Annotated in this window: 23 protein-coding genes; 9 read left to right on the top strand and 14 right to left on the bottom strand. The window is 63.5% G+C overall.

Features of this window, described 5'->3' with window-relative positions:
- Positions 1-203: 203 nt before the first annotated feature.
- Positions 204-809: a glutathione transferase GstA gene (gene gstA / locus AC0ZZU_RS22200; RefSeq protein WP_476343422.1), complete on the bottom strand. Its 606-nt coding sequence runs from the start codon at positions 807-809 to the stop codon at positions 204-206.
- A gap of 204 nt (positions 810-1,013) precedes the next feature.
- Here gstA and msrA point away from each other — a divergent pair, with 204 nt between their 5' ends.
- Positions 1,014-1,520: a peptide-methionine (S)-S-oxide reductase MsrA gene (msrA, locus tag AC0ZZU_RS22195; protein ID WP_476343421.1), complete on the top strand. Its 507-nt coding sequence runs from the start codon at positions 1,014-1,016 to the stop codon at positions 1,518-1,520.
- Positions 1,521-1,668: 148 nt separating this feature from the next.
- On the opposite strand, the gene AC0ZZU_RS22190 is transcribed toward msrA, so the two are convergent.
- Both AC0ZZU_RS22190 and AC0ZZU_RS22185 read right to left on the bottom strand, forming a co-directional pair.
- A complete protein-coding gene (locus AC0ZZU_RS22190) occupies positions 1,669-2,919 on the bottom strand; it encodes a ribonucleotide-diphosphate reductase subunit beta (protein WP_476343420.1) in 1,251 nt (416 codons plus the stop codon).
- 273 nt (positions 2,920-3,192) lie between these two features.
- Entirely contained in the window at positions 3,193-6,072 is a 2,880-nt protein-coding gene (locus AC0ZZU_RS22185) for a ribonucleoside-diphosphate reductase subunit alpha (RefSeq protein WP_476343419.1), read from the bottom strand.
- Between the two features lie 538 nt (positions 6,073-6,610).
- Here AC0ZZU_RS22185 and AC0ZZU_RS22180 point away from each other — a divergent pair.
- Both AC0ZZU_RS22180 and AC0ZZU_RS22175 read left to right on the top strand, forming a co-directional pair.
- Positions 6,611-7,336 (top strand): response regulator, encoded by a 726-nt coding sequence (locus AC0ZZU_RS22180; RefSeq protein ID WP_476343418.1) that lies wholly within the window; start codon positions 6,611-6,613, stop codon positions 7,334-7,336.
- Complete coding sequence (locus AC0ZZU_RS22175) at positions 7,333-8,943, top strand: ATP-binding protein (protein ID WP_476343417.1); 1,611 nt, start codon at positions 7,333-7,335, stop codon at positions 8,941-8,943. Before AC0ZZU_RS22180 ends, AC0ZZU_RS22175 begins: the two co-directional genes overlap by 4 nt.
- On the opposite strand, the gene AC0ZZU_RS22170 is transcribed toward AC0ZZU_RS22175, so the two are convergent.
- Positions 8,940-9,641, bottom strand: coding sequence for a 4'-phosphopantetheinyl transferase family protein (locus AC0ZZU_RS22170; protein ID WP_476343416.1), 702 nt, complete (start codon positions 9,639-9,641; stop codon positions 8,940-8,942). The genes AC0ZZU_RS22175 and AC0ZZU_RS22170 overlap by 4 nt on opposite strands.
- A gap of 49 nt (positions 9,642-9,690) precedes the next feature.
- On the bottom strand, positions 9,691-10,491 hold the full coding sequence (locus AC0ZZU_RS22165) for a dienelactone hydrolase family protein (protein WP_476343415.1): 801 nt from the start codon (positions 10,489-10,491) through the stop codon (positions 9,691-9,693).
- Positions 10,492-10,914: 423 nt separating this feature from the next.
- On the opposite strand from AC0ZZU_RS22165, the gene AC0ZZU_RS22160 reads away from it, so the two are divergent.
- Positions 10,915-12,240, top strand: a complete 1,326-nt coding sequence (locus AC0ZZU_RS22160; RefSeq protein ID WP_476343414.1) for a dicarboxylate/amino acid:cation symporter — start codon at positions 10,915-10,917, stop codon at positions 12,238-12,240.
- 82 nt (positions 12,241-12,322) lie between these two features.
- Here AC0ZZU_RS22160 and AC0ZZU_RS22155 read toward each other — a convergent pair whose 3' ends face one another.
- Both AC0ZZU_RS22155 and AC0ZZU_RS22150 read right to left on the bottom strand, forming a co-directional pair.
- Positions 12,323-12,844, bottom strand: coding sequence for a SprT family zinc-dependent metalloprotease (locus AC0ZZU_RS22155; RefSeq protein ID WP_476343413.1), 522 nt, complete (start codon positions 12,842-12,844; stop codon positions 12,323-12,325).
- A 93-nt stretch (positions 12,845-12,937) separates the two neighbouring features.
- Complete coding sequence (locus AC0ZZU_RS22150; protein WP_476343412.1) at positions 12,938-13,537, bottom strand: Yip1 family protein; 600 nt, start codon at positions 13,535-13,537, stop codon at positions 12,938-12,940.
- 266 nt (positions 13,538-13,803) lie between these two features.
- Here AC0ZZU_RS22150 and ttcA point away from each other — a divergent pair, with 266 nt between their 5' ends.
- Positions 13,804-14,628, top strand: a complete 825-nt coding sequence (gene ttcA / locus AC0ZZU_RS22145) for a tRNA 2-thiocytidine(32) synthetase TtcA (RefSeq protein ID WP_158460040.1) — start codon at positions 13,804-13,806, stop codon at positions 14,626-14,628.
- A 4-nt stretch (positions 14,629-14,632) separates the two neighbouring features.
- The gene (locus AC0ZZU_RS22140) at positions 14,633-15,304 is read left to right on the top strand and encodes a DNA-3-methyladenine glycosylase I (protein ID WP_476343411.1); all 672 of its coding nucleotides are present in this window, start codon (positions 14,633-14,635) and stop codon (positions 15,302-15,304) included.
- Here the strand turns inward: AC0ZZU_RS22140 and AC0ZZU_RS22135 are convergent.
- From AC0ZZU_RS22135 to arsC, 3 genes are read right to left on the bottom strand one after another with little or no spacing between them, the layout of a single operon-like run.
- On the bottom strand, positions 15,272-15,706 hold the full coding sequence (locus AC0ZZU_RS22135; RefSeq protein ID WP_476343410.1) for a DUF2069 domain-containing protein: 435 nt from the start codon (positions 15,704-15,706) through the stop codon (positions 15,272-15,274). The two genes, AC0ZZU_RS22140 and AC0ZZU_RS22135, sit on opposite strands and share 33 nt — an antisense overlap.
- The gene (wrbA, locus tag AC0ZZU_RS22130) at positions 15,699-16,304 is read right to left on the bottom strand and encodes an NAD(P)H:quinone oxidoreductase (protein ID WP_476343409.1); all 606 of its coding nucleotides are present in this window, start codon (positions 16,302-16,304) and stop codon (positions 15,699-15,701) included. Before wrbA ends, AC0ZZU_RS22135 begins: the two co-directional genes overlap by 8 nt.
- Positions 16,301-16,654, bottom strand: coding sequence for an arsenate reductase (glutaredoxin) (gene arsC / locus AC0ZZU_RS22125; protein ID WP_476343408.1), 354 nt, complete (start codon positions 16,652-16,654; stop codon positions 16,301-16,303). The genes wrbA and arsC overlap by 4 nt, the downstream gene beginning before the upstream one ends.
- Before the next feature lie 85 nt (positions 16,655-16,739).
- On the opposite strand from arsC, the gene AC0ZZU_RS22120 reads away from it, so the two are divergent.
- Entirely contained in the window at positions 16,740-17,204 is a 465-nt protein-coding gene (locus AC0ZZU_RS22120; protein ID WP_476343407.1) for a peroxiredoxin family protein, read from the top strand.
- 8 nt (positions 17,205-17,212) lie between these two features.
- Here AC0ZZU_RS22120 and AC0ZZU_RS22115 read toward each other — a convergent pair whose 3' ends face one another.
- From AC0ZZU_RS22115 to AC0ZZU_RS22100, 4 genes are read right to left on the bottom strand one after another with little or no spacing between them, the layout of a single operon-like run.
- Positions 17,213-17,617, bottom strand: coding sequence for an META domain-containing protein (locus tag AC0ZZU_RS22115; RefSeq protein ID WP_158460046.1), 405 nt, complete (start codon positions 17,615-17,617; stop codon positions 17,213-17,215).
- Complete coding sequence (locus tag AC0ZZU_RS22110) at positions 17,614-18,051, bottom strand: hypothetical protein (protein ID WP_476343406.1); 438 nt, start codon at positions 18,049-18,051, stop codon at positions 17,614-17,616. The genes AC0ZZU_RS22115 and AC0ZZU_RS22110 overlap by 4 nt, the downstream gene beginning before the upstream one ends.
- Positions 18,052-18,082: 31 nt before the next feature.
- Complete coding sequence (locus AC0ZZU_RS22105) at positions 18,083-19,072, bottom strand: 2-hydroxyacid dehydrogenase (RefSeq protein ID WP_476343405.1); 990 nt, start codon at positions 19,070-19,072, stop codon at positions 18,083-18,085.
- A 33-nt stretch (positions 19,073-19,105) separates the two neighbouring features.
- Positions 19,106-21,862, bottom strand: a complete 2,757-nt coding sequence (locus tag AC0ZZU_RS22100) for a response regulator (protein WP_476343404.1) — start codon at positions 21,860-21,862, stop codon at positions 19,106-19,108.
- Positions 21,863-22,041: 179 nt separating this feature from the next.
- On the opposite strand from AC0ZZU_RS22100, the gene AC0ZZU_RS22095 reads away from it, so the two are divergent.
- Together AC0ZZU_RS22095 and AC0ZZU_RS22090 are read left to right on the top strand one after the other, a co-directional pair.
- Positions 22,042-22,758 (top strand): response regulator transcription factor, encoded by a 717-nt coding sequence (locus tag AC0ZZU_RS22095; protein ID WP_476343403.1) that lies wholly within the window; start codon positions 22,042-22,044, stop codon positions 22,756-22,758.
- 1 nt (position 22,759) lies between these two features.
- Positions 22,760-24,163: a HAMP domain-containing sensor histidine kinase gene (locus tag AC0ZZU_RS22090; RefSeq protein ID WP_476343402.1), complete on the top strand. Its 1,404-nt coding sequence runs from the start codon at positions 22,760-22,762 to the stop codon at positions 24,161-24,163.
- Positions 24,164-24,168 lie beyond the last annotated feature (5 nt).

The following is a 24,168-nucleotide window of genomic DNA, read 5'->3' as shown; positions in this document are numbered from 1 at the left end:
AGGCCACCGATTGGTGGCCTCCGATAAAGCCGTAGATTTTCACTGATCCCTGGACCAAAAGCCCATGCTAGACGGGCCACCGAGGGGATACGTTCACCAGGCTCGAGTAGAATTTCAAGAGACCCCGGAAAACGACAGTATCGCGAACGGCAGCGATGAGTCGGTAGCCGCCCTTCGCGACACGCAGCAGTCTGCCAATGGAATCAGACCAAGCCTTCTGCCTTCAGAGTCTTCTGCACCGCCGGACGGCTGGCGACGCGTTGCTGGAACTCGGCCACGGTCGGCCAGGGTGAAATGTCGATGTTCAGCTTCGGAGCCCAGTTCACGATGGTGAACAGGTAGGCATCGGCCACGCTGAAGTTTTCGCCGGTCAGGAAGTCCTTGCCCTGCAGCGCCTTTTCCACGAAGCCCAGGCGTTTGCCGAACGTATCGATGGTCTTGGTCCTGGCCTCTGCACTGATGCTTGGGGTGAACAAGGCAGCGAGGGTCTTGTGCAATTCGGTGCCAATGAAGTTCAGCCATTCCTGCACCCGCGCACGCTCCAGCGAGCCCGCAGCGGGCAGCAGGCCAACCTGGGGCTTCTGGTCGGCGAGGTATTGGATGATGGCCGGGCCTTCGGTGAGGACTTCTCCGTCATCCAATTGCAGGGCTGGAACATAGCCCTTGGTATTGATCGTGTAGAAATCGGCGCCGCTGGCGGTGGTGTGGTTCTTGAGATCGACTTTCTCGACGGTGTGGGGCAGGTCCAATTCGTTGAGAACGATGTGCGGCGAGAGCGAACAGGCACCTGGCGTGTAGAAGAGCTTCATTTCTTTCTCCCATTGGGCGGGCCAGCCGCGAGGCGGCTGGCGAAGTGAGGCACGTACAGCGCGCTGGTTATGACACCAAAGCTGGAAGTTGCGCAAGCTGCCCTTCAGCTGATCCAGAGGCGGCCCACGATCAGGAGGGCACCATTCGAACCCTCGGGCGATGCCTCGATCTATACTCGACACTCCCAAGAGGAATTACAGACCATGACCCGTCAAACCGAAACCGCCATTCTTGCCGGCGGCTGCTTCTGGGGCATGCAGGACCTGCTGCGGCGCTATCCCGGCGTGCTGGATACGCGCGTCGGCTATACCGGCGGCGATGTGCCGAATGCCACCTACCGCAACCATGGCAACCACGCCGAGGCCATAGAGATCGTCTTCGACCCTGCCGTGATCAGCTACCGGCAGATCCTCGAATTCTTCTTTCAGATCCACGACCCCAGCACCCCCAATCGTCAGGGCAACGACCGCGGTCCGAGCTACCGCTCGGCCATCTATTACCTTAGCGAACAGCAACGCGAAGTCGCCGAGGACACCGCTGCCGACGTCGATGCATCACGCCTGTGGCCAGGCCCGGTGGTCACCGAAATCGAGCCAGCCGGGGCCTTCTGGGAAGCGGAACCGGAGCATCAGGATTATCTCGAGCGTATCCCGAATGGCTACACCTGCCACTTCATCCGCCCGAACTGGAAACTTGCGAAGCGCGGCTGAAAGTCTGAGTGCTCCATTGGCGCTTCGGTCCAAGAGGCCATGGTCCGCTTTTGCATAAAAAAAGCCACCTCAGCTTCTATCACTGGGGTGGCTTCGATGCCGAAGGCCCTATGGTTTCAGATCATTCTGAAAACCTGCGCCGGAATTATCAATCCCAGCTCAACGCGCCACCGGTCTGATACTCGATCACGCGAGTCTCAAAGAAGTTCTTCTCCTTCTTCAAGTCCATGATCTCGCTCATCCACGGGAACGGGTTGGTCGTGCCCGGGTATTCTTCCTTCAAGCCAATCTGGGTCAGACGACGGTTGGCGATGAACTTGAGGTAGTCCTCCATCATCGCTGCGTTCATGCCCAGTACGCCGCGAGGCATGGTGTCGCGGGCGTATTCGATCTCCAGCTGGGTACCCTGCAGGATCATCTGCTGGGCCTCTTCCTTCATCGAGGCATCCCACAGGTGCGGGTTTTCGATCTTGATCTGGTTGATCACGTCGATGCCGAAGTTCAGGTGCATCGACTCGTCACGCAGGATGTACTGGAACTGCTCGGCAACGCCGGTCATCTTGTTGCGGCGGCCCATGGAGAGGATCTGGGTGAAGCCGCAGTAGAAGAAGATGCCTTCAAGCACGCAGTAGTAGGCGATCAGGTTGCGCAGCAGCTCCTTGTCGGTCTCGACGGTGCCGGTGTTGAATTCCGGATCGGAGATGGCGCGGGTGTACTTGAGGCCCCAGGCGGCTTTTTTCGCGACCGACGGGATCTCGTGGTACATGTTGAAGATCTCGCCTTCATCCATGCCCAGCGATTCGATGCAGTACTGGTAGGCGTGGGTGTGGATCGCCTCTTCGAAAGCCTGGCGCAGGATGTACTGGCGGCACTCGGGGTTGGTGATCAGGCGGTACACGGCCAGCGCCAGGTTGTTGGCAACCAGGGAGTCGGCGGTGGAGAAGAAGCCGAGGTTGCGCATCACGATGCGGCGCTCGTCGTCGGTCAGGCCTTCCGGATTTTTCCAGAGGGCGATGTCCGCGTTCATGTTGACCTCTTGCGGCATCCAGTGGTTGGCGCAGCCGTCGAGGTACTTCTGCCAGGCCCAGTCGTACTTGAAAGGCACGAGCTGGTTGAGGTCGGCGCGGCAGTTGATCATGCGCTTCTCGTCAACCGCGACGCGGGCCGAGGAGCCTTCGAGCTCGGCCAGGCCTTCGGCGATGTCGAGGGCGTTCAAGGCTGCCTTGGCACGCTTGACCGCCTCGGAGTCGGACGCCGTGGTGGCGCGGGCTTCGAGCGCGGCGGCACCGCCGGCGCTGTCGAGCTTGTCGAGGTTGGCGGCAGCGGTGGTCTGGGCAGGGGTGCTGCCCTTTGCGGCGACTTCGCCGTCTTCGTTATCGACTTCGTCCCAGCTCAGCATGGTGGGTATCTCCTGCTTGAGGGCCATCTATGGATGTGGCCAGTGGATCTTGGTTGCGGTGCTTGGGTGTGGCTGCACGCAAAATCTGCAATGCCCGGGGAGGGCGAGCCGGGGCTGTGGGGCCCCGGCTTTCTTATGTCTGGCTGTGGGAGGAAGGGAAATCAGTTACGGCCCTTTCGCTACGGTTCGGCGCTCCGACAAGCCAGCTCCCACAGGGGTCTCCATTCCATGGATGGAATTGGAGTGAGGCCTCGGATGAGGCCTCAGGGTGCCTTACTGGCAAGCCTCGCAATCCGGCTCGTCGATCGCGCAGGCCTTTGGCACTGGCGCGGGGCCGGCTGCCTGGACCGGGGCGCTGTCGCCGCCGCTGGATACGGCGTTGAGCTTGCCGGTGTTGATGGTCGACTTCTCGGTGCTGGTCGCGGCCAGGGCACGGAGGTAGTAGGTGGTCTTCAGACCACGGTACCAGGCCATGCGGTAGGTCACGTCAAGCTTCTTGCCCGAGGCGCCGGCGATGTAAAGGTTCAGCGACTGGGCCTGGTCGATCCACTTCTGGCGACGGCTGGCCGCGTCGACGATCCACTTGGTCTCGACTTCGAAGGCGGTGGCGTACAGGTCTTTCAGCTCTTGCGGGATACGCTCGATCTGCTGCACCGAACCATCATAGTACTTGAGGTCGTTGATCATGACCGAGTCCCACAGGCCGCGAGCCTTGAGGTCGCGGACCAGATACGGGTTGATCACGGTGAACTCGCCCGACAGGTTCGACTTCACGTACAGGTTCTGGTAGGTCGGCTCGATGGACTGCGATACGCCGGTGATGTTGGCGATGGTCGCGGTCGGCGCGATGGCCATGATGTTCGAGTTACGAATACCTTTCTGCACGCGGGCACGGACCGGGGCCCAGTCCAGGGATTCTTCCAGGTTGACGTCGATGTACTTGGCGCCACGGGCTTCGATCAGGATCTGTTGCGAATCCAGCGGCAGTACGCCCTTGGACCACAGCGAACCCTGGAACGTCTCGTAGGCACCGCGCTCGTCGGCCAGGTCGCACGAGGCCTGGATGGCGTAGTAGCTGACCGCTTCCATCGACTTGTCGGCGAACTCGACGGCCGCGTCGGAACCGTAAGGGATGTGCTGCAGGTACAGCGCGTCCTGGAAGCCCATGATGCCCAGGCCGACAGGGCGGTGCTTGAGGTTCGAGTTACGCGCCTGCGGCACCGAGTAGTAGTTGATGTCGATCACGTTGTCGAGCATGCGCACGGCGGTGTTGACGGTGCGCTGCAGCTTGGCGGTGTCGAGCTTGCCGTCGGTGATGTGGTTCGGCAGGTTGATCGAGCCCAGGTTGCAGACCGCGATCTCGTCCTTGTTGGTGTTCAGGGTGATCTCGGTGCACAGGTTCGAGCTGTGGACCACGCCCACGTGCTGCTGCGGCGAGCGCAGGTTGCACGGGTCCTTGAAGGTCAGCCATGGGTGGCCGGTCTCGAACAGCATCGACAGCATCTTGCGCCACAGGTCTTTGGCCTGGACGGTCTTGAACACCTTGATCTTGTTGTACTCGGTCAGCGCTTCGTAGTACTCGTAGCGCTCTTCGAAGGCCTTGCCGGTCAGGTCGTGCAGGTCAGGCACTTCGTTCGGCGAGAACAGGGTCCACTTGCCGTCATCGAAGACACGCTTCATGAACAGGTCAGGGATCCAGTTGGCGGTATTCATGTCGTGGGTACGGCGACGGTCATCACCGGTGTTCTTGCGCAGCTCGATGAACTCTTCGATGTCCAGGTGCCAGGTCTCGAGGTACGCGCAGACCGCGCCCTTGCGCTTGCCACCCTGGTTTACGGCCACGGCGGTGTCGTTGACAACTTTCAGGAACGGCACGACGCCCTGGGACTTGCCGTTGGTGCCCTTGATGTAGGAGCCCAGCGCACGCACAGGGGTCCAGTCGTTGCCCAGGCCACCGGCGAACTTGGACAGCATGGCGTTGTCGTGGATCGCGTGGTAGATGCCCGACAGGTCGTCCGGCACGGTGGTCAGGTAGCAGCTCGACAGCTGCGGACGCAGGGTGCCGGCGTTGAACAGGGTCGGAGTCGAGGCCATGTAGTCGAAGGACGACAACAGGTTGTAGAACTCGATCGCGCGGGCTTCCTTGTCTTTCTCTTCCAGCGCCAGGCCCATGGCCACACGCATGAAGAATACCTGCGGCAGCTCGAAGCGCACGCCATCCTTGTGGATGAAGTAGCGGTCGTACAGGGTCTGCAGGCCGAGGTAGGTGAACTGCTGGTCGCGCTCGTGATTGATCGCATTGCCCAGCTTCTCGAGGTCGAAGTCGGCCAGGGCCGGGTTCAGCAGCTCGAACTGGATACCCTTGGCAACGTAGGCCGGCAGGGCCTTGGCGTACAGCTCGGCCATCTCGTGGTGGGTGGCGCTCTCGGCCACGCCCAGGAAGCCCAGGCCTTCGGCGCGCAGGGTGTCCATCAGCAGGCGGGCGGTAACGAACGAGTAGTTCGGCTCGCGCTCGACCAGGGTACGGGCGGTCATCACCAGGGCGGTGTTGACGTCCTTGAGGGCGACGCCGTCGTACAGGTTCTTCAGGGTTTCACGCTGGATCAGCTCGCCATCGACTTCGGCCAGGCCTTCGCAGGCCTCGGTGATGATGGTGTTCAGGCGTGCCATGTCCAGCGGCGCGAGGCTGCCGTCGGCCAGGGTGATGCGGATGCTCGGGTGCGGCTCGACGACCGAATCGGCGTTGCTGCGGGTAGCGCGCTCTTTGGCGCGCTGGTCGCGGTAGATCACGTAGTCGCGGGCGACTTTCTGCTCGCCGGCGCGCATCAGGGCCAGTTCGACCTGGTCCTGGATTTCTTCGATGTGGATAGTGCCACCCGATGGCATGCGACGCTTGAACGTGGCGGTGACCTGCTCGGTCAGGCGCGCGACGGTGTCATGGATGCGCGACGAGGCGGCGGCGGCGCCACCCTCAACTGCGAGGAACGCCTTGGTGATGGCTACGGTGATCTTGTCGTCGGTGTAGGAGACGACAGTGCCATTGCGCTTGATGACGCGCAGTTGGCCCGGAGCGGTCGCGGCCAGGTCCTGGTTCGAATCGGCGGCCGGATTCACCTTGGCCTGCGCGTTCTCGCGAGTTGTGTCGGTTTGCATGGGGGGTGTGTCTCCACATTCTCAATGTTGTGTTCAGGCGCCTTGTGAGCGCCCACCGTTCTGTCCCTCCACCCGACTCCCCCTGAGGGGACGCGCGTCGAACGCGCATCCGCCTGGGGGGCGTGGCGACTTCAGGACAGATCAGGAAATAGGGGCAATATCTCACCGTTCCCTGTGCAATACAGGGCTTGAGTTCTCTACCAGTCTTGTGCTTGGGAAATGCTCGAAAACCCAAGATGTAGTGGTTTGCCGCGATGGGCATACAAGATAATGCGGTATCGGACCCTTTGCAAGGTAACCCGCTGTGGATAACTTGTGGGTATTTTGTGAGTGATTCGTGCGCCCTGGCTGTAGGCCTTGTCCCTAGCGCTTTGCAGCATATTTCTGCAGCCGACGCCTTCGTGGACTTTTTTCAGGGCGCGGAAGGTATCACGAAATTTGAGTTTGTCGAGTCCTGCGCGGGACGTAGTATCCGAACCCATGCTGCCCTCGGAAAAAGGGCGCCCCTTTCACAACTACAACGCACAAGAGGTGGTCGGTGGAGCAGCCCAGCAGCCGGATATTGATCGTCGAAGACGACCAGCGCCTTGCCGAACTCACGGCCGAATACCTGCAGGCCAACGGCTTCGAGGTGGCGGTGGAGGGCGATGGCGCCCGCGCTGCACGGCGGATCATCGACAGCCAGCCAGACCTGGTGATCCTCGACCTGATGCTGCCTGGCGAAGACGGCTTGAGCATCTGCCGCAAAGTGCGAGCCCAGTATCCTGGGCCGATCCTGATGCTCACTGCCCGTACCGACGACCTCGACCAGGTGCAGGGATTGGACCTGGGCGCCGACGATTATGTCTGCAAGCCGGTGCGCCCGCGCCTGCTGCTGGCGCGCATCCATGCCTTGCTGCGGCGCAGCGAGGCGCCGGAAGACAAGCGCCGGCAACTGCAGTTTGGTGCGTTGCGCATCGACAATGGCCTGCGCGAGGCGTGGCTGCACGGACAGGGCATCGAGTTGACCAGCGCAGAGTTCGACCTGCTGTGGCTGCTGGTGAGCAATGCCGGGCGGGTACTGTCGCGCGAGCAGATCTTCACGGCCCTGCGCGGCGTAGGCTATGACGGCCAGGACCGCTCGATCGATGTGCGCATTTCGCGGATCCGCCCGAGGATTGGCGATGATCCGATCCATCCGCGCCTGATCAAGACCCTGCGCGGCAAGGGTTACCTGTTTGTCGGCGAAGCGGCCGACGCGTCAGGGACGATGTCCAACCCATGAACTCGATCTTCCTGCGCATCTATGGCGGCATGCTGGGCGTGCTGGTACTTGTTGCCGTGCTCGGCGTGCTGAGCCTGCACCTGGTCAACGAGGTGCGCGCCGGCCAGCATCGGGAGCGTCTGGCCCAGGGGACGTTCAGCCTGATGGCTGACAATCTGGCCCTGCAGAACGAGGTGGAGCGCAAGCGCTCGCTGGTGATCTGGGAGCGCCTGATGGGCATCCCCCTCGACCTGCAGCCGTTGTCTGCGGCTGCGTTGGACGCCAGCCAGCGCTCGCGCCTGGTGCGCGGTCTGGTGGTGGTGCAGGAGACCGGCCCGCATGCGGCGCGGGTGCTGCGCCAGATTGCGGATCAGGATGTGCTGTTGGTAGGGGAGGTCCAGCAGGTCAGCGAGCAGTTGGCCCGCGCCACCCTCTACCTGCTGGCCGATGAGCTGGTGCGCTATCCGGTTACCGAGCAGCGCCAGCGTCTGCTTGAACTCAAGCAGAGCAAGGGCTTTGGCTTTGACGTGGCCCTGCAACGGCTGGAGCGCGCCGGGCTCGACGACGACCAGCGGCGCCGGGTCGAGGAGGGAGACACGGTGATGGCCCTAGGCAAGGATGGCGATTCGGTCCGGGTGTTCTCAGGGCTCTCGGGGTCACCCTGGGTGCTGGAAATCGGCCCGCTGCACCAGATGAATCTTTATCCCCCGCAGTTGCTGATCCTCATCGTCTGCCTTGGACTGTGCCTGATCGGACTGGTGGTCTACCTGCTGGTGCGTCAGCTTGAGCGGCGCCTCTCGGGCCTCGAAGTCGCGGCTACCCGGATCGCCCAGGGCAGCCTGGACACGCGAGTGCCTGCCGATGACGCCGATTCGGTGGGGCGCCTTGCCGAGGCCTTCAATGGCATGGCCGAGCACCTGCAGCGCTCGTTGAGCATGCAGCGCGAGCTGGTGCGGGCGGTGTCCCATGAGCTGCGTACCCCGGTGGCGCGCCTGCGTTTTGGCCTGGAGATGATCGAGACCGCCAGCACGGACCAGGCTCGCGGGAAGTACCTGGCCGGGATGGACAGCGATATCCAGGACCTGGACAAGCTCGTCGACGAGATGCTCACCTACGCCCGCCTGGAGCAGGGCGCTCCGGCGCTGCTGTTCCAGGCGGTGGACCTCGATGCGCTGTTCGAGCGGGTGATCGCCGAGCTTGCACCCCTGCGCGCCGACGTCAGGGTCAGCCTTGGCACCTGCCAGGCGCTTGAGGGGCAGGGCGCCTGGGTCGAGGCCGAGCCGCGCTACCTGCACCGTGCGGTGCAGAACCTGGTCAGCAATGCCATGCGCCATGCCGGATCGCGGGTCCGCCTGAGCTATCACGTGGGGCAGCAGCAGTGCCGCATCGATGTGGAAGACGATGGCCCCGGGGTGCCTGAGCGCGCCTGGGACCGGATCTTCACTCCCTTTACCCGCCTCGATGACAGCCGGACCCGCGCTTCTGGCGGGCATGGGCTGGGTCTGTCGATCGTCCGCCGGATCATCTATTGGCATGCGGGCCGTGCCCTGGTGGGGCGCAGCGAGCAGTTGGGCGGCGCCTGCTTCAGCTTGAGCTGGCCGCGTTCGCGAGGTAGCCAGCAGGCCTAGACGCTGACCAGGCTCAGCAGCTGGTCGCCCTGCACGCTGAACTGGCCGTTGATTTCCCGACCGTGACGCCACTCTGGCGACAAGTCGATGAGCAGGCGCAGGCGGGCCTGGCCGTCGGCGGACCATTCCAGCACCTCGGCGTGCTCGAAATAGAAACGCTGCCGGGTCAGCGGGTAGAGCGTCTTGAACAGGCTTTCCTTGAGCGAAAACGTCAGCGTCACGGTCAGGCCCAAGTGTTCGGGCGACAGCCGCTGCATTTCAGCGTGCGTGAGAATCTCGCTGGCCAGGCGTTCGGCGCGCTCGTCGCGGATCAGCGTCTCCTGGTCCAGCCCGATACCCCGGCAACTGCCCTCGGCGGCCACCACGGCAGCGGCCCAGCCTTTGCCATGGGTGATCGAACCGTGGATACCCGTGGGCCAGATGGGTGAGCGATCCTCATGGGTGCCTGGTATGTAGTCACGTCCATCAAGCCGAAGCAGCGCTGCCCGCGCGCATACCCGTCCTGCCAGGTACTCGGCCTGGCGCTTGGCCACCGAGCGTTGCAGGCTGGCGGTCTGTTCGATCCCGGCACGCTGGAAGTCATCGGCGGCCAGGCGTGTTGCGTCGAAGCCGCAACTGACCAATACCGCGCCCGGCAGGGGCTGCGGCAGGGGCCAGTGGTGACGGAGAGGGGTGCAGCAGGTGGGCAATCTGTTCATGGCAGGTATTGTGCCCGCTCCCATAGGGGAGGGTGTAGTACCTGATCAGTCATTCGAACAGCTTCTTGAGAAATGCCTGCATGTCAGCCCATGAGCTCTCATCCGCTTTCTTGCTGTACGCGATATCCGGCCCGCCATGACTGTCGTGACCCGCATGCCCCAGCCGGTCGGCATCAGGATTGCTGAACCCGTGCTTGGCCCCCGGGATACTGACGAACTCGAAGCTCGCCCCCGCTGCATCCATCTCTTTCTTGAACGCCTCGGCCTGCTGCTCGGTGACCATGCTGTCCGCCGCGCCATGTTCGACCAGCACCTTGGCCTTGACGCTGCCGGGTGTGGCCGGAGTCTGGGTCACCAGCGCGCCGTGGAAACTGACCACCCCAGCCAGGTGCTCGCCGCGGCGCGCGGCATCGAGCACCACCTTGCCACCGAAGCAGTAGCCGATCGCAGCCAGCTTGCCGGCATCGGTCCGGGGCTGGATCCTGAGCAACTCAAGCCCTGCGTTGAAACGCTTGGCGGCCGCTTCGGGATTCTTCAACGCGGCGCTGCTGAAGGCCTTGGCGTCCTCCGGGTGCTCGGTGTTCTTGCCGTCGCCGTACATGTCGATGGCCAGGGCGCTGTAGCCGAGCGCGGCGAGGTCGCGGGCGCGGCGCTTGGCGTAGTCGTTGAGCCCCCACCATTCATGCACCACGACGACGCCAGGGCGCTTGCCTTCGATGGCATCGTCATACGCGTAATAGCCGATCAGACGTTGGCCATCGGCATCCTGGTAGGGAATCTCACGGGTCTGCACCGCCGCCTGGGCGACGGTGGCACTGCACAGCAGGGCCAGGGCAAGCAGGGAACGCATAATGCTCTCCTTGTCGGAATGGGGCCCCCGGTCGAACCGGCATCGCGCAGCGGTCCAGAGGCGTCCTGCTTACTCTAGCCGCCACATCGGGGCCACGCATCAGCACCAGTGTTCAAGGCTGGGGGATTCTCGCCATCGGGCGGATTCCCGCCATCTCCCGGGCATTCTCGACGTGCCCAGGCGGAAATCCGCCAAACCAGTAGGGTTTTCTGCCTCTTCGCTGTGCGCACAATCCCGTTGAATGCGCCCGCCGCACCGATTACGGGCATTCTGGCATCACCCTTGCTATGGCTTTGGGTGAGAGGCAGAAACCTGCCAGCAGTTTCAAACAACAAATCCCTCCGGGTGCAGGAGGGTTCGCGCGCTTTGGGCATCGCCACATCCTGGGAAGGATGACTCGACACCCTTGAGGAAAGACTAGCCATGACGACACGTCAGCCGCTGTACAAATCGCTGTATATCCAGGTGCTGGTTGCCATCACCGTCGGTATCCTGCTCGGCCACTTCTACCCTGAAACGGGCGTTGCCCTCAAACCGCTGGGTGACGGGTTCGTCAAACTGATCAAGATGGTCATCGCCCCGATCATCTTCTGCACCGTGGTCAGCGGCATCGCTGGCATGCAAAGCATGAAGTCGGTCGGCAAGACCGGTGGCTACGCGCTGCTCTACTTCGAGATCGTCTCCACCATCGCGCTGATCATCGGCCTGGTCGTGGTCAACGTGGTCAAGCCCGGCGCGGGCATGCACATCGACGTCACCACCCTGAACGCCAGCAGCGTGGCAGCCTACGCCGCCGCCGGCGCGCAGCAGACCACCATCGGCTTCCTGCTCAACATCATCCCTAACACGGTGGTGGGCGCCTTCGCCAACGGCGATATCCTGCAAGTGCTGATGTTCTCGGTGATCTTCGGCTTCGCCCTGCACCGCCTGGGCAGCTACGGCAAGCCGTTGCTCGACCTGATCGATCGCTTCGCCCATGTCATGTTCAACATCATCAACATGATCATGAAGCTGGCGCCGCTGGGTGCATTCGGTGCGATGGCCTTCACCATCGGCCAGTACGGCGTGGGTTCGCTGGTGCAGCTGGGCTACCTGATGGCCTGCTTCTACGTCACCTGCCTGCTGTTCATCCTGGTGGTGCTGGGCGGTATCGCCCGCGCGCACGGTTTCAGCGTACTGAAGCTGATCCGCTACATCCGTGAAGAGCTGATGATCGTGCTGGGCACCTCGTCGTCCGAATCGGCCCTGCCACGCATGCTGACCAAGATGGAGCGCCTGGGCGCGAAGAAATCTGTGGTTGGCCTGGTGATCCCGACCGGCTACTCGTTCAACCTCGACGGTACCTCGATCTACCTGACCATGGCCGCGGTGTTCATCGCCCAGGCCACCGACACCACCATGGACATCACTCACCAGATCACCCTGTTGCTGGTGCTGCTGGTGGCCTCCAAGGGTGCTGCGGGCGTTACCGGTTCGGGCTTCATCGTACTGGCGGCAACCCTGTCCGCGGTCGGCCACCTGCCGGTTGCCGGCCTGGCCCTGATCCTGGGTATCGACCGCTTCATGTCCGAAGCCCGCGCCCTGACCAACCTCATCGGCAACGCTGTTGCCACCGTGGTCGTGGCCAAGTGGGTCAACGAGCTGGACAGCGACAAGCTTCAGGCCGAGCTTGCCTCGGGTGGTTCGCCGATCATCGAGACCCACCCGGTCGATGACCTGGGTGTCGCCGAGACCCCGGCACGGGGTTGATCTGCCAGCGTGACTGAAAAAGCCCATCTTCGGATGGGCTTTTTTTTTTGCTATTACAGCGTTCCTCGTCGGCGGTACGTCTTCATTCCACCCGCATCTCGCCGCTATACACCAATATCTCCCGACATCTGCGGCACAGGTACCGCCGTCCCTTGTGCACCAGCTTGTGCCGCTGGGCGCTGAAGGGGAAGTCGCTGTCGGGGCAGGGGCAACGATAGATGTAGCGGGTCGCGCTGCGCCGCTTCACTTCGTAGTTGTGGCAGCGGTTGGGCGCAAGCTCGTACACGCCACGCATGATCAATTGCCACTCCTCGCCGTGGGGCTGGATACGGTCGCCGAACAACTGGTGGGCCACCAGATGGGCGACTTCGTGGGCGACGGTCTGGCGCAGGAAGTCCTCGCTGTTCTCTCGATACAGCTGCAGGTTGAAGCGCAACAGGTTCTCGTGCAGGTGAGCGACGCCGGCCTTCTGACCGCGCAGCTTGAAGCTCACCTGCGGGCGCGTGAAAGGGCGTTTGAAGAAGGCTTCGGCTTGCTGGTAACAGGTCTCGACGCGGGATGTAAGCAACTCTGGCATGGCGGGGACAGTCTCCTGGGCGGTCATTATGCCGCAAGGCCGTCAGCGCGGCCCAGCCACCGGTCAGCGTACAGCCAAAGGCCGCCTCGCGGCGGCCCTGTGCACAACGCCCTCGTGGCTCTAGCTGGTGTACATCGGCCCCACGCCCAAGCCCCAGATGATCACCGTGGCTGCCATGATCGCGACCAGCACTACCAGTCCGACCGCCAGGACCGAGCTTGAAAACAGGAAGCCCTCATCGGCCGGAATGTTCATGAAGGTCGGCAAGCCCACGTACAGGAGAAACACCGTGTACGAAATGGCCGCGAGGCCCACCACCATGCCTAGCGCAAGGTCAGGGTACAGCGCCGCCAGCCCGCCGACGAACAGTGGTGTGGCGGTATAGGTGGCAAAGGCAATGCACTGCGCCATGCTCGGATTGGCGTCGTAGGTGCGGGCCATCCAGTGGATGAAGGCGCCCATGACCGCCACCCCGCCCAGCATCGCCACGTACGACATGATACTCATCCACAACGCGCTTTCCACCGTCAGCATCACTGGTGGCCGGTCACCGATCACCCAGCCCATCTGGGTGGTGCCGATGAATGCCGAAACCACGGGGATCGCTGCCAATATCAACGTGTGGGTCAGGTACATGTGGCTGATGGATTCTTCCTCGCCACGTATTTCGTGCCATTCCTGGTCTGGATGGGTAAACAGGCCTAGAACGTGATGGATCATGCCGGTCACTCCTATCGTCGTTGTCGCTGCCCAGGGTTGGGCGCTCGCGACCCGAGGTCGAGGCCAGACAAAACCGAACACGCGGCTACGTGGCCTAAGTCGCAGTATAGGAAGCGAGGCGCAACGCAATCCGGCCTTTTTAGAGCAAATCGTGCTGTCCAGGAGGCGGTTGATTACCTTGCAGTCTTTGTCGGATGGGTCTACGCGGGGCCTTGGTTTATGCGTAAAATAGTCCGCTTTTGTCACACCTCGCGGATTCAAGCGCTATGGGCACCCTTTCGGTCAACCAGAACAAACTGCAAAAACGCCTGCGTCGCCTCGCTGGCGAAGCCATCACCGACTTCAACATGATCGAGGACGGTGACAAGGTCATGGTCTGCCTGTCCGGCGGCAAGGACAGCTACACCATGCTCGATGTTCTGCTGCACCTGCAGAAAGTGGCGCCGATCACCTTCGAGATCGTCGCGGTGAACATGGACCAGAAGCAGCCAGGCTTCCCAGAGCACGTCCTGCCGGCCTACCTGAAAACCTTGGGCGTCGAATACCACATCGTCGAGAAAGACACCTATTCGGTGGTCAAGGAGCTGATTCCGGAAGGCAAGACCACGTGCTCGCTGTGCTCGCGCCTGCGCCGCGGCACCCTGTACACCTTCGCCGACGAGATCGGCGCGACCAAGATGGCCCTCGGGCACCACCGCGACGACATCGTCGAGACGTTTTTCCTCAACATGTTCTTCAACGGGACGATCAAGGCCATGCCGCCCAAGCTTCGTGCCGACGACGGCCGCAACGTGGTCATCCGCCCGCTGGCCTACTGCAGCGAGAAGGACATCCAGGCCTACTCGGACATGCGCGAATTCCCGATCATCCCGTGCAACCTCTGCGGCTCCCAGGAAAACCTGCAGCGCCAGGTGGTCAAGGAGATGCTGGTGGAGTGGGAGCGCAAGCATCCGGGGCGTACCGAGAATATCTTCCGCGGCCTGCAGAACGTAGTGCCGTCACAGCTCGCCGACCGCAACCTGTTCGACTTCGGCAGCCTGAAGATCGACGAAAGCGCCACCCCGCGTTTTCTCGACGTGCTGAACCTCTGACCGCATGCGCGATTATCAATGGCTACACGAATACTGCCTCAACCGCTTCGGCTCATCCGCGGCGCTGGAGGCCATGCTGCCCCAGCCAAGGTCGGCGGCGCAGCTGCGCGGCATCGCTGACGACCGCTATCTGTCGACCCTGGCGCTGCGCGTATTTCGTGCCGGGCTCAAGCACAGCCTGGTGGATTCGAAGTGGCCGGCGTTCGAGCAGGTATTCTTCGGCTTCGACCCCGAGAAGGTCGTGCTGATGGGCGCCGAGCACCTGGAGCGCCTGATGCAGGACGCGCGCATCATTCGCCATCTCGGCAAGCTCAAGAGCGTGCCGCGCAATGCGCAGATGGTGCTGGACCTGCAGAAGGAAAACGGTAGTTTCGGCGCGTTCATCGCCGACTGGCCGGTGACCGATATCGTTGGCCTGTGGAAGTACCTGGCCAAGCACGGCAATCAGCTGGGTGGCCTTTCCGCGCCACGTTTTCTGCGCATGGTCGGGAAGGACACCTTCGTGCCGACCGATGACATGAGCGCTGCGCTGATCGCCCAGGGCGTCATCGACAAGGCCCCGACCAGTCAGCGCGACCGGGCATTGGTACAGGATGTGTTCAACCAGTGGCACGCCGAAAGCGGCAGGCCGCTGTGCCAGCTTTCAGTGATGCTGGCGCATACGGTCAACCACTGATCCCGCCACCCGCCGCTCATACTGAAACCGCCAGCGCACATACAACAGTGCGCTGGCGAACAACCCCAGGCTCACTCCCACCTCGACCCCGCCAGACACCGCCCGCCCCGGATCGAACGCTGCCAGCACGCCCTTGATGAAGTAGATATTCACCACGAAGCACGTCCAGGCATGCGCCCGCGCGCTGCCGAGCAGCATGCCGGGCAGCAGCAGGACCAGTGGCACCAGTTCGATGGCCAGGATCACCTCGGGCCGTGCGCCATGCAGGTTGGCGAACCACAGGGTGTTGACCGTCAACAGCGCAATCAGGCCCAGAAAGCAGGCCAAGCTCAAAGCCCGAGCCAAGCGCAGGCGCGGCGCGAGCCAGTCCAGGGCCGGCAGCACCTTGGGCGTTCTAGCCACGGCTGCCTTCCAGGGCCTTGGCGGTATTGGCCAGACGCTGGCCAAGGGCACGGCACAAGGCGATCTCGTCGGCATCCAGGTCACGCTTGCCGTCGGCGCCGGCGTGATGGCTGGCGCCATAGGGTGTGCCCCCACCACGGGTATCGAGCAGCGCGGACTCGCTGTAGGGCAGACCCAGCACAAGCATGCCGTGGTGCATCAAGGGCAGCAGCATCGACAGCAGGGTCGATTCCTGCCCGCCATGCAGGCTGGCGGTAGAGGTGAACGCCGCCGCCGGTTTGCCGACCAGTTCACCGCCCAGCCACAGGCTACTGGTGCTGTCGACAAAATACTTGAGCGGTGCAGCCATGTTGCCGAATCGGGTAGGGCTGCCCAGCGCCAGTCCCGAACAATGACGCAGGTCGTCAAGGGTGGCGTACAGCGCGCCGCTGGCCGGGATGTCCGGAGCCACGGCCTCGCACTCGGTGGAGATCGCCGGCACCGTGCGCAGGCGCGCTTCCAGGCCAGCCATCTCGACGCCCCGGGCGATGTGCCGGGCCATCTCGCTGGTCGAGCCATGGCGGCTGTAATACAACACCAGGATGTAGGGAGCGCTCACGGCAGGATCTCCAGCACTTTCTCCGGCGGCCGGCCGATCACTGCCCGGTCGCCTGCGACCAGAATCGGCCGCTCGATGAGTTTGGGATGCTTGACCATGGCGTCGATCAATTGCGCATCGCTCAGGGCAGGGTTGGCCAGGTCCAGGGCCTTGTACTCGTCTTCGCCAGTGCGCAGCAGCTGGCGTGCGGCGATGCCCAGTTTGCCGAGCAGGGTCTTCAGGGTATCGGTGTCGAGCGGTGTTTCGAGGTAACGCACCACGGTGGGTGCCAGGCCGCGGCCTTCGAGCAGTTCCAGCGCGCCGCGGGATTTCGAGCAGCGCGGGTTATGATAGAGGGTCAGATCAGTCATGACGGGTCGCATCCAGCTGGGTGTGGCGGCTATTCTAACCGCAGCGACTGCGTATTTTGCTTGAAACTTCGAGAAGGATTGACCCATGGCAAGGCGTTTGGCAGCAGCATTGGCCATCACCGCGGGCCTGTTGCTCGGCGGGTGTGGTGCGGACTACGGCGTGGACCAGCACGGCAACACGGTAAAGGCCGAGCAGATCGAAGGGCGCTGGGTGGTGCTCAACTACTGGGCGGAATGGTGCGGCCCGTGCCGAACTGAAATCCCCGAGCTGAACGCCGCTGCCAGCCAGTGGCAGGCCCAGGGCATCAAGGTGGTGGGCGTGAACTTCGATGGCCTGCAAGGCCAGGAGCTCAAGCAGGCCAGCGAAGCCCTCGGCATCGGCTTCACCGTGCTTGCCCAGGACCCGGCCGAGCGCTACGACCTGCCCCGCAGTGAAGCGCTGCCGGTGACCTATATCATCGATGACAAGGGCAAGGTGCGCGAGCAGCTGATGGGCGAGCAGACCCTGGAAGGACTGCAAGCCAGGATCAAGGCGCTCAAAGGCGCCTAGCGGCTACTTCAGCCTTCTTCAGCCCACAACCGCAGTGGCTGGCCTTCGGCTGGCCAGAAGCGGACCTGCTCCTGCGGGGTGATATCCCAGCGCTGCACTGTCTCCAACGCCTGCAAGAAGCGTTGCTCCTGCTCCATCAGGGCAGGGGCGCACAGCTTGCGGGTCTTGCCGACCTTGCCGAAGTGCAACTGCTCGCCGTCCAGGGTATACGGCGCGAACCAGTGGTTACAGCCAGCGTTGCCGTAGGCCCGGCCATCGGCAGCGAGGGTCAGGGTCAGGTGGCTGTAGTCGATCAGTGGGCGTTCGCCAATCCACTCGAGCACGTAGCTGCGTTCCTGCTGCAACTGCAGCGGTTCGGCGGCGCAGCCCACCAGACTGCCGACCGCCAGGGCGCCAAGCAGCAGTTTTTTCACTGGGCGCTCTCCTGGCAACGTGGGCACAGGTGCCTGTCGCCGCGGCTGGTCCAGCCAAGCGCCGCGATCCGTGCGCTGGCAGCGGGTTGGCGGGCCTTGTTGCCAAGCTTGCTGTCCACGGCGAACTCGAAGTCCAGCACCGCGTCGCAGCCGTCGCACTTGACCTGCCAGTTGAGGATTTCCAGTTCGCCGAAGACCGGCCCGCTGGCCACGGCGACCCACTGGCCGCTCGGGTTGATCAGGTGGCGCACGCTCTCGACGGTCAGGCGCATGGACAAGTCCTTGCTGCCCTTGAGCGTGACCAGCAGGACGTCGCTCTTCTGGATCGAGCCACCGTTGCCGGTGACCTGGTAACGGCCTGGCACCAGGGCACGGCATTCGATCAGGGTATGTTGCGGATTGAATAGGGTGTAGCGGAAATCGTGCTCGACCATGGGTCCTCCAAATCTGGCGCGTATCCTAGCATCAACCCTCGACCAGATTCTGCGGATTGCCCGCCGCCCAGCGGCTTATGTTGTCCAGAGTGGTCTGGGCGATGGCGGCCAGGGCCTCGTTGGTAAGAAACGCCTGATGGGCAGTGACGATGACGTTGGGGAAAGTCAGCAGCCGGGCCAGCACATCGTCCTGCAGCGGCAGGTCGGAGCGGTCCTCGAAAAACAGCTGCGCCTCTTCTTCGTACACGTCCAGCCCCAGGTACCCGAGTTGCCCACTCTTGAGCGCCTCGATCAGCGCCGGCGTATCGACCAGCGCGCCACGCCCGGTGTTGATCAGCATCGCCCCCGGTTGCAGCTGGGCCAGGCTGTTGGCATTGATCAGGTGCCGGGTGCTGTCGGTCAGCGGGCAGTGCAGGCTGATGATGCGCGACTGGCGCAGCAGCTCGGGCAGCTCCAGATAGCGTGCGCCCAAGGCCAGCACCTCAGGGTTGGGAAAGGGGTCATGGGCCAGCAGCTGGCACCCGAAGCCCGCCATGATCCGGGCGAAGGCAGCGCCGATCTGCCCGGTGCCGATTATCCCGACAGTCTTGCCGTGCAGGTCGAATCCGGTCAGCCCATGCAGGGTGAAATCGCCCTCGCGGGTGCGGTTGTAGGCCCGGTGCAAACGCCGGTTCAGCGCGAGGATCAATGCCACGGCATGCTCGGCCACGGCGTGCGGGGAGTAGGCCGGTACCCGTACCACCGCCAGGCCCAAGTGCTTCGCGGCATTCAGGTCGACGTGGTTGTAGCCGGCGGAGCGCAGGGCGACCAGGCGAGTGCCGCCTGCGGCGAGCTGTGTGAGCACCTCGGCGTTCAGGTTGTCATTGATGAACGCGCAGACCACCTCGAAGCCTGTGGCAAGGGCGGCGGTATCCCCGGTCAGCCGGGCCGGCTGGAAATGCAGCTCGAGGCCGGGCATCGCCGGGGCCGTGGTGAAGCTTTCCTGGTCATAGTGCTGGCTGCTGAACAACAGTGCGCGCATTGGAGGCTCCTGTAACGAGGTGGAAAAACAGATTCAGGCGCTCAGCCGCGCCTCGGCGGCCAGCCGCAGGATGGCCCTGTCAAGTTCATCGAGCGCCTGCAGCGCTTGCGGATGGTCCTGCTTGAGCAGCGTCTCGCTACGCTGGCACGCCGCGCGCAACTGCGGCACGCCGCAGTAACGTGTGGCACCGTTCAGGCGGTGGACGCGCTCGATCATCGCCGTGCGGTCGGCCGCTTCGCGAGCGCTGCGGATGGCCTCGCGTTCAGCGTCGAGCGAGGCCAGCAACATGGCCAGCATGTCGGCGGCCAGGTCCGGCTTGCCGGCGGCCAGGCGCAGGCCTTCATCGCGGTCCAGGACCCTCGGCTCGCTACTCTCTGCCAGGCGTTCGGCAGGCCGCTCCTGCTGCGGCGCCCGAAGGCTCAGGCCGGTCCACTTCATCACCACCTGGGCCAGCTGGCGTTCGCTGATCGGCTTGGTCAGGTAGTCATCCATGCCACTGTGCAGCAGGGCGCGTTTTTCATTGGCCATGGCGTGCGCAGTGAGGGCGACGATGGGAAGGGGGTTGCCGGGCTGGCTGCTTTCCCACTGGCGGATCTGCTCGGTGCAGGTCCGCCCGTCCATGCCCGGCATCTGCACGTCCATCAACACCAGGTCGAAGGGCTCGTCCTGCACGGCTTGTACCGCTGCATAGCCACTGTCGACGGCATGTACCTCGGCGCCGAGGCCTTGCAGGAGGGTCTGCACCAGCATCAGGTTGGCCGCGTTGTCGTCGACGCAGAGAATCCTGGGCGCAGGCTGATTGCTGAGGGCATGCGGCTCCGTGCCGGTATTGCGCGGATGCACCAGCTCTTGCAACAGGCGCCGCAGCTTGCGCGTGCAAGCCGGTCTGGACAGCAGCTGTCCGTGGCCATTGGCAAGATAGGGGTGGTACATCGCCTGTTCACTGGTAGGGCAAAGCACCACCGCCTGACAACCCGTTTGTTCCAGTTGCCGGTTGTACTGCCCGAGCCGTTCGGGCGACAGGCTGCCCACATTGGCGCCGAGCACCGCGAAATCGAAGGGCTGCCCAGCCTGGCTGGCGGCCTGCACGCCCTGCAGCAGTTGGTCAAAGGAGCCGAACAGGCTGACGCCCAGGCCGCAATCCTCCAGTTGATGCTCCAGTGCCTGACGCGCCAGCTCATGGCTGTCGACGATGGCGGCGCGGCGCCCCAGAAGTGCCTGCAATGGCCGCTCCTCGGCATCATCGTGGGCTTTGGGCAGGGTAAGGCTGATCCAGAACATCGAGCCTTCGCCCGGCGTGCTGTCGACACCGATCTCGCCACCCATCTGCTCGATCAGGCGTTTTGAAATCACCAGCCCCAGCCCGGTACCGCCCGGCTGGCGCGACAACGAATTGTCGGCCTGGCTGAACGCCTGGAACAAGGTGCGCACGTCCTCGGGCGACAGGCCAATACCGGTGTCCTGCACACTGATGCGCAGTTGCACGCTGTCCCCGTGCTCGTCTTCGAGCATGGCGCGGGCGACGATGGTGCCCTCGCGGGTGAACTTGATTGCATTGCTCACCAGGTTGGTGAGGATCTGCTTGAGCCGCAGGGGGTCGCCGACCAACGACAGCGGGGTATCGCGGTAGACCAGGCTGACCAGTTCCAGATGCTTGGCGTGGGCGGCCGGAGCAAGGATCGTCAGGGTGTCCTGGATCAGGTCGCGCAGGTTGAAGGGGATACTGTCGAGCACCAGCTTGCCGGCCTCGATCTTGGAGAAGTCGAGGATCTCGTTGATGATCCCCAGCAGGTTGTCGGCGGATTTCTCGATGGTGCCCAGGTAGTCAAGCTGGCGCGGGGTCAGCTCGCTTTTCTGCAGCAGGTGGGTAAAGCCCAGAATGCCGTTGAGCGGCGTGCGGATCTCGTGGCTCATGTTGGCCAGGAACTCCGACTTGATGCGGCTGGCTTCCAGGGCTTCCTTGCGCGCCATGTCCAGCTCGATGTTCTGGATCTCGATGGTCTCGAGGTTCTGGCGGACATCCTCGGTAGCCTGGTCGATGCTGTGCTGCAGCTCTTCGTGGGCGTTGTGCAGGGTCTCGGCCATGCGGTTGATGCCGGCAGCCAGTTCGTCCAGCTCATGGCTGCCCATGGCCGGCAGGCGTTCTTCGAGGTTCCCGTCCTTGAGCTGGTTGACTGCATGCTTGATCTGCCCGATCGGGCGGTTGATCGCGCGGCTCATGCGCAGGGCGAGCAGGGCGGTGAGCGACAGGCAGGCAAAGATCAGCAGGACGCTGGTGAACAGGTTGCGGTAGCCGCGCAGCAGCGTACCGTCATGGGACAGCTCGATCTCCAGCCAGCCCAGCAGGCGTTCGGCTTCGGCCGGCACGGCGTCATTGGCCAGGTCACGGTGGTGGCCGAACACTGGCAGGAGGTAGCGGGTGGCATCGTTGCCCGTGCGCTGGAGCAATTGCGTGCCATTGCCGCCGCTGGGTGGCGGGTTGAGCATGCTGGGACCGGCATGGGCGAGGCTGGTGCGGTCTGGCGCCAGGAAAGCCACCGAGCGTACGTCGGTCTGCTCCAGCGCCTGGGTGGCGATGCGCTCAAGCTGCGCACCTGTGCCGCGGGCCATGGCAGGAGCGGCCAGGGGTGCCAGTTGCTCGGCGATCATCCTGCCGCGTTGCAGCAGCTGGGTCTGCAGCTCGTTCTGCTGCAACCAGGTGAAATAGCTGCCCAGTACCGTTGCCATCAGGCCGGCGGGCAGCAAGGCCAGCAGCAGTACCCGGCTTCTGATTCCCACTCGATCGAGCACACGTGTCTCCTGTCATGTACCGAGGCCGCGTCTTCTCGTCTGACGTGCGCGGCCCACCGGGGAAATTACTCCGGGCGTGCTCTCATTGCCAGGCAAAATGCGGCGTCCGTCGAAGACCTGTTGCCTGACCCCCGGGATTGCTCAATACTTGCGCGATTGAGAATTGCTAGCAGCCGCCAATGAATCCCGAAGCCATTCAACCCTCAAACATCCTTGCCATCGAGGACGATCCGGTGCTGGGCGCCTACCTGCACGAGGAGCTGCAACGTGGCGGCTTTCAGGTGACCTGGTGCCGCAATGGCCTTGAAGGTCTTGAAGTGGCAGGCCGCAACACCTTCGACGTGGTGTTGCTGGATATACTGCTGCCTGGGCTCAACGGCCTCGATGCCCTGGCCCAGTTACGCACGCGCAGCACCACCCCGGTGATCCTGATGTCCGCGCTGGGGGCCGAGGCCGACCGCATCAGCGGTTTTCAACGCGGTGCCGACGACTATCTCCCCAAGCCGTTCAGCATGGCCGAACTGCAGGTGCGCATCGAGGCCATCCTGCGCCGGGTGGCGCTCGAGCGTCGCCGTCCCACCCCCAGTGAACCGCTGCCGGGCCAGCTGCGCTTCGACGAGCAGGCCGCCGACGTCTGCCTGGGCGAGCAGTGGGCCGGGCTGACACCCAGCGAGTACCGCTTGCTCGAAACCCTGCGGCGCAGCGAGGACGAAGTGCTGAGCAAGCCCTTCCTCTACCAGCAGGTCCTGCAACGAGGCTACGCCCGGCATGACCGCAGCCTTGACATGCACGTGAGCCAGATCCGCCGCAAACTCAAGGCCATCGGCTATCTCGAGCAGCAGATCCGCACTGTATGGGGCAAGGGGTACATGCTCAGCGCCAGCGAGGTCGAATAGCGTGCCCGACCGCCATTCCCTGTTCTGGAAGCTGTCCATCCTGCTGGTAGGCTTCTGCCTGCTGATGATCGGCCTCAGCTACACCTGGGGCCGTCACATGGACACCCGGAACGCCTTCCTTTCCGAGTCGGCGAGAGCCCAGCTGCGTGTTTATGCCCATGATGCCGAACAGGCTTGGCGCAACGGCGGCAAAGCCGGGGTCGATCGCTGGATCGACGGCATGCGCATGCGTGAGCAGGGCTGGATCGGTGTGCTGGATGCCGATCTGCGGCCGCTGGGCAGCGCCGAGCTCGAGTCCGCGACCGTGCAGCGCCTGACGCGCCTGCGCCATGTGGATTGGCCAATGAGCCGCCGTTCGGTGGTCCAGCCCTGGCTGCGTCTGCCGTTTCCGGGGGCGCCGGAACAGGGGATGCTGGTCATGGAGTTGCCCCAACGGCTCAATCCCGGCCAGTTCCGGCTGGTGTGGCGGATCGTTACCAACGGCATCATGCCCGGCCTGTTCACGCTGCTGTTATGCGTGGGTCTCTACCGCATGCTGATCGTGCCACTCAACCAGCTGCGGGAGCAGGCCGGTGCCTGGCGCGCCGACCAGCTGTCCGCACGGCTCGCACCCAGCATTACACGCCGCAGTGACGAGCTTGGCGAGCTGGCACGCGCCTTCGACCAGATGGCCGAGCGCCTGCAAGGTACGGTGGCGCTGCAGCAGCAGATGCTACGCGACCTGTCCCATGAGATGCGCACACCCCTGAGTCGCCTGCGCGTCGCCAGCGAGAGCGAAACCGATATCGCCCGCCTGCGCGAACGCCTCGACCGCGAAGTCGATGGCATGCAGCGCCTGGTCGAGGATGCCCTGCAACTGGCCTGGCAGGATGCCGAGCGCACGCCGATAAACCTTGAACCGGTGCAGTTCCAGGCGCTATGGGACATGCTCGCCGAAGACGCCTGCTACGAAAGCGGGTGGCCGCTTGAGCTACTGCGCTGCGAGGTCTCCAGCGACTGCTGGTTGCAAGCCAATCTGAATGACCTGGCGCAGGCACTGGAAAACATGCTGCGCAACGCCATCCGTCACTCCCCTGAGGGCGGCGTGATCCGCATGAGCGGTCGGCGCGAAGGTGGCCATTGGTTGCTGTGGCTGGAGGACCAAGGCGGGGGCGTCAGGGATGATGACCTCGAACGTATCTTCGCCCCGTTCTCGCGCCTGGACGGGTCACGCCCTGGCGATGGTGGATTTGGCCTCGGCCTGAGCATCGCACGGAGCGCGATCCGCCGGCAGGGCGGGATGCTCTGGGCCGAAAACGGCAGTACCGGCTTGCGCCTGTGCATACGTCTGCAAGCCCACACGTCCGGGATTTCATCTACCGCGAACGTTGCGGAAAGCCCGGCGCCAATGGCTTATAGCTTGTAGCTATA

It is taken from the genome of Pseudomonas sp. JE3303, assembly GCF_056312565.1.
This window is presented reverse-complemented; position numbering and strand designations above follow the sequence as displayed.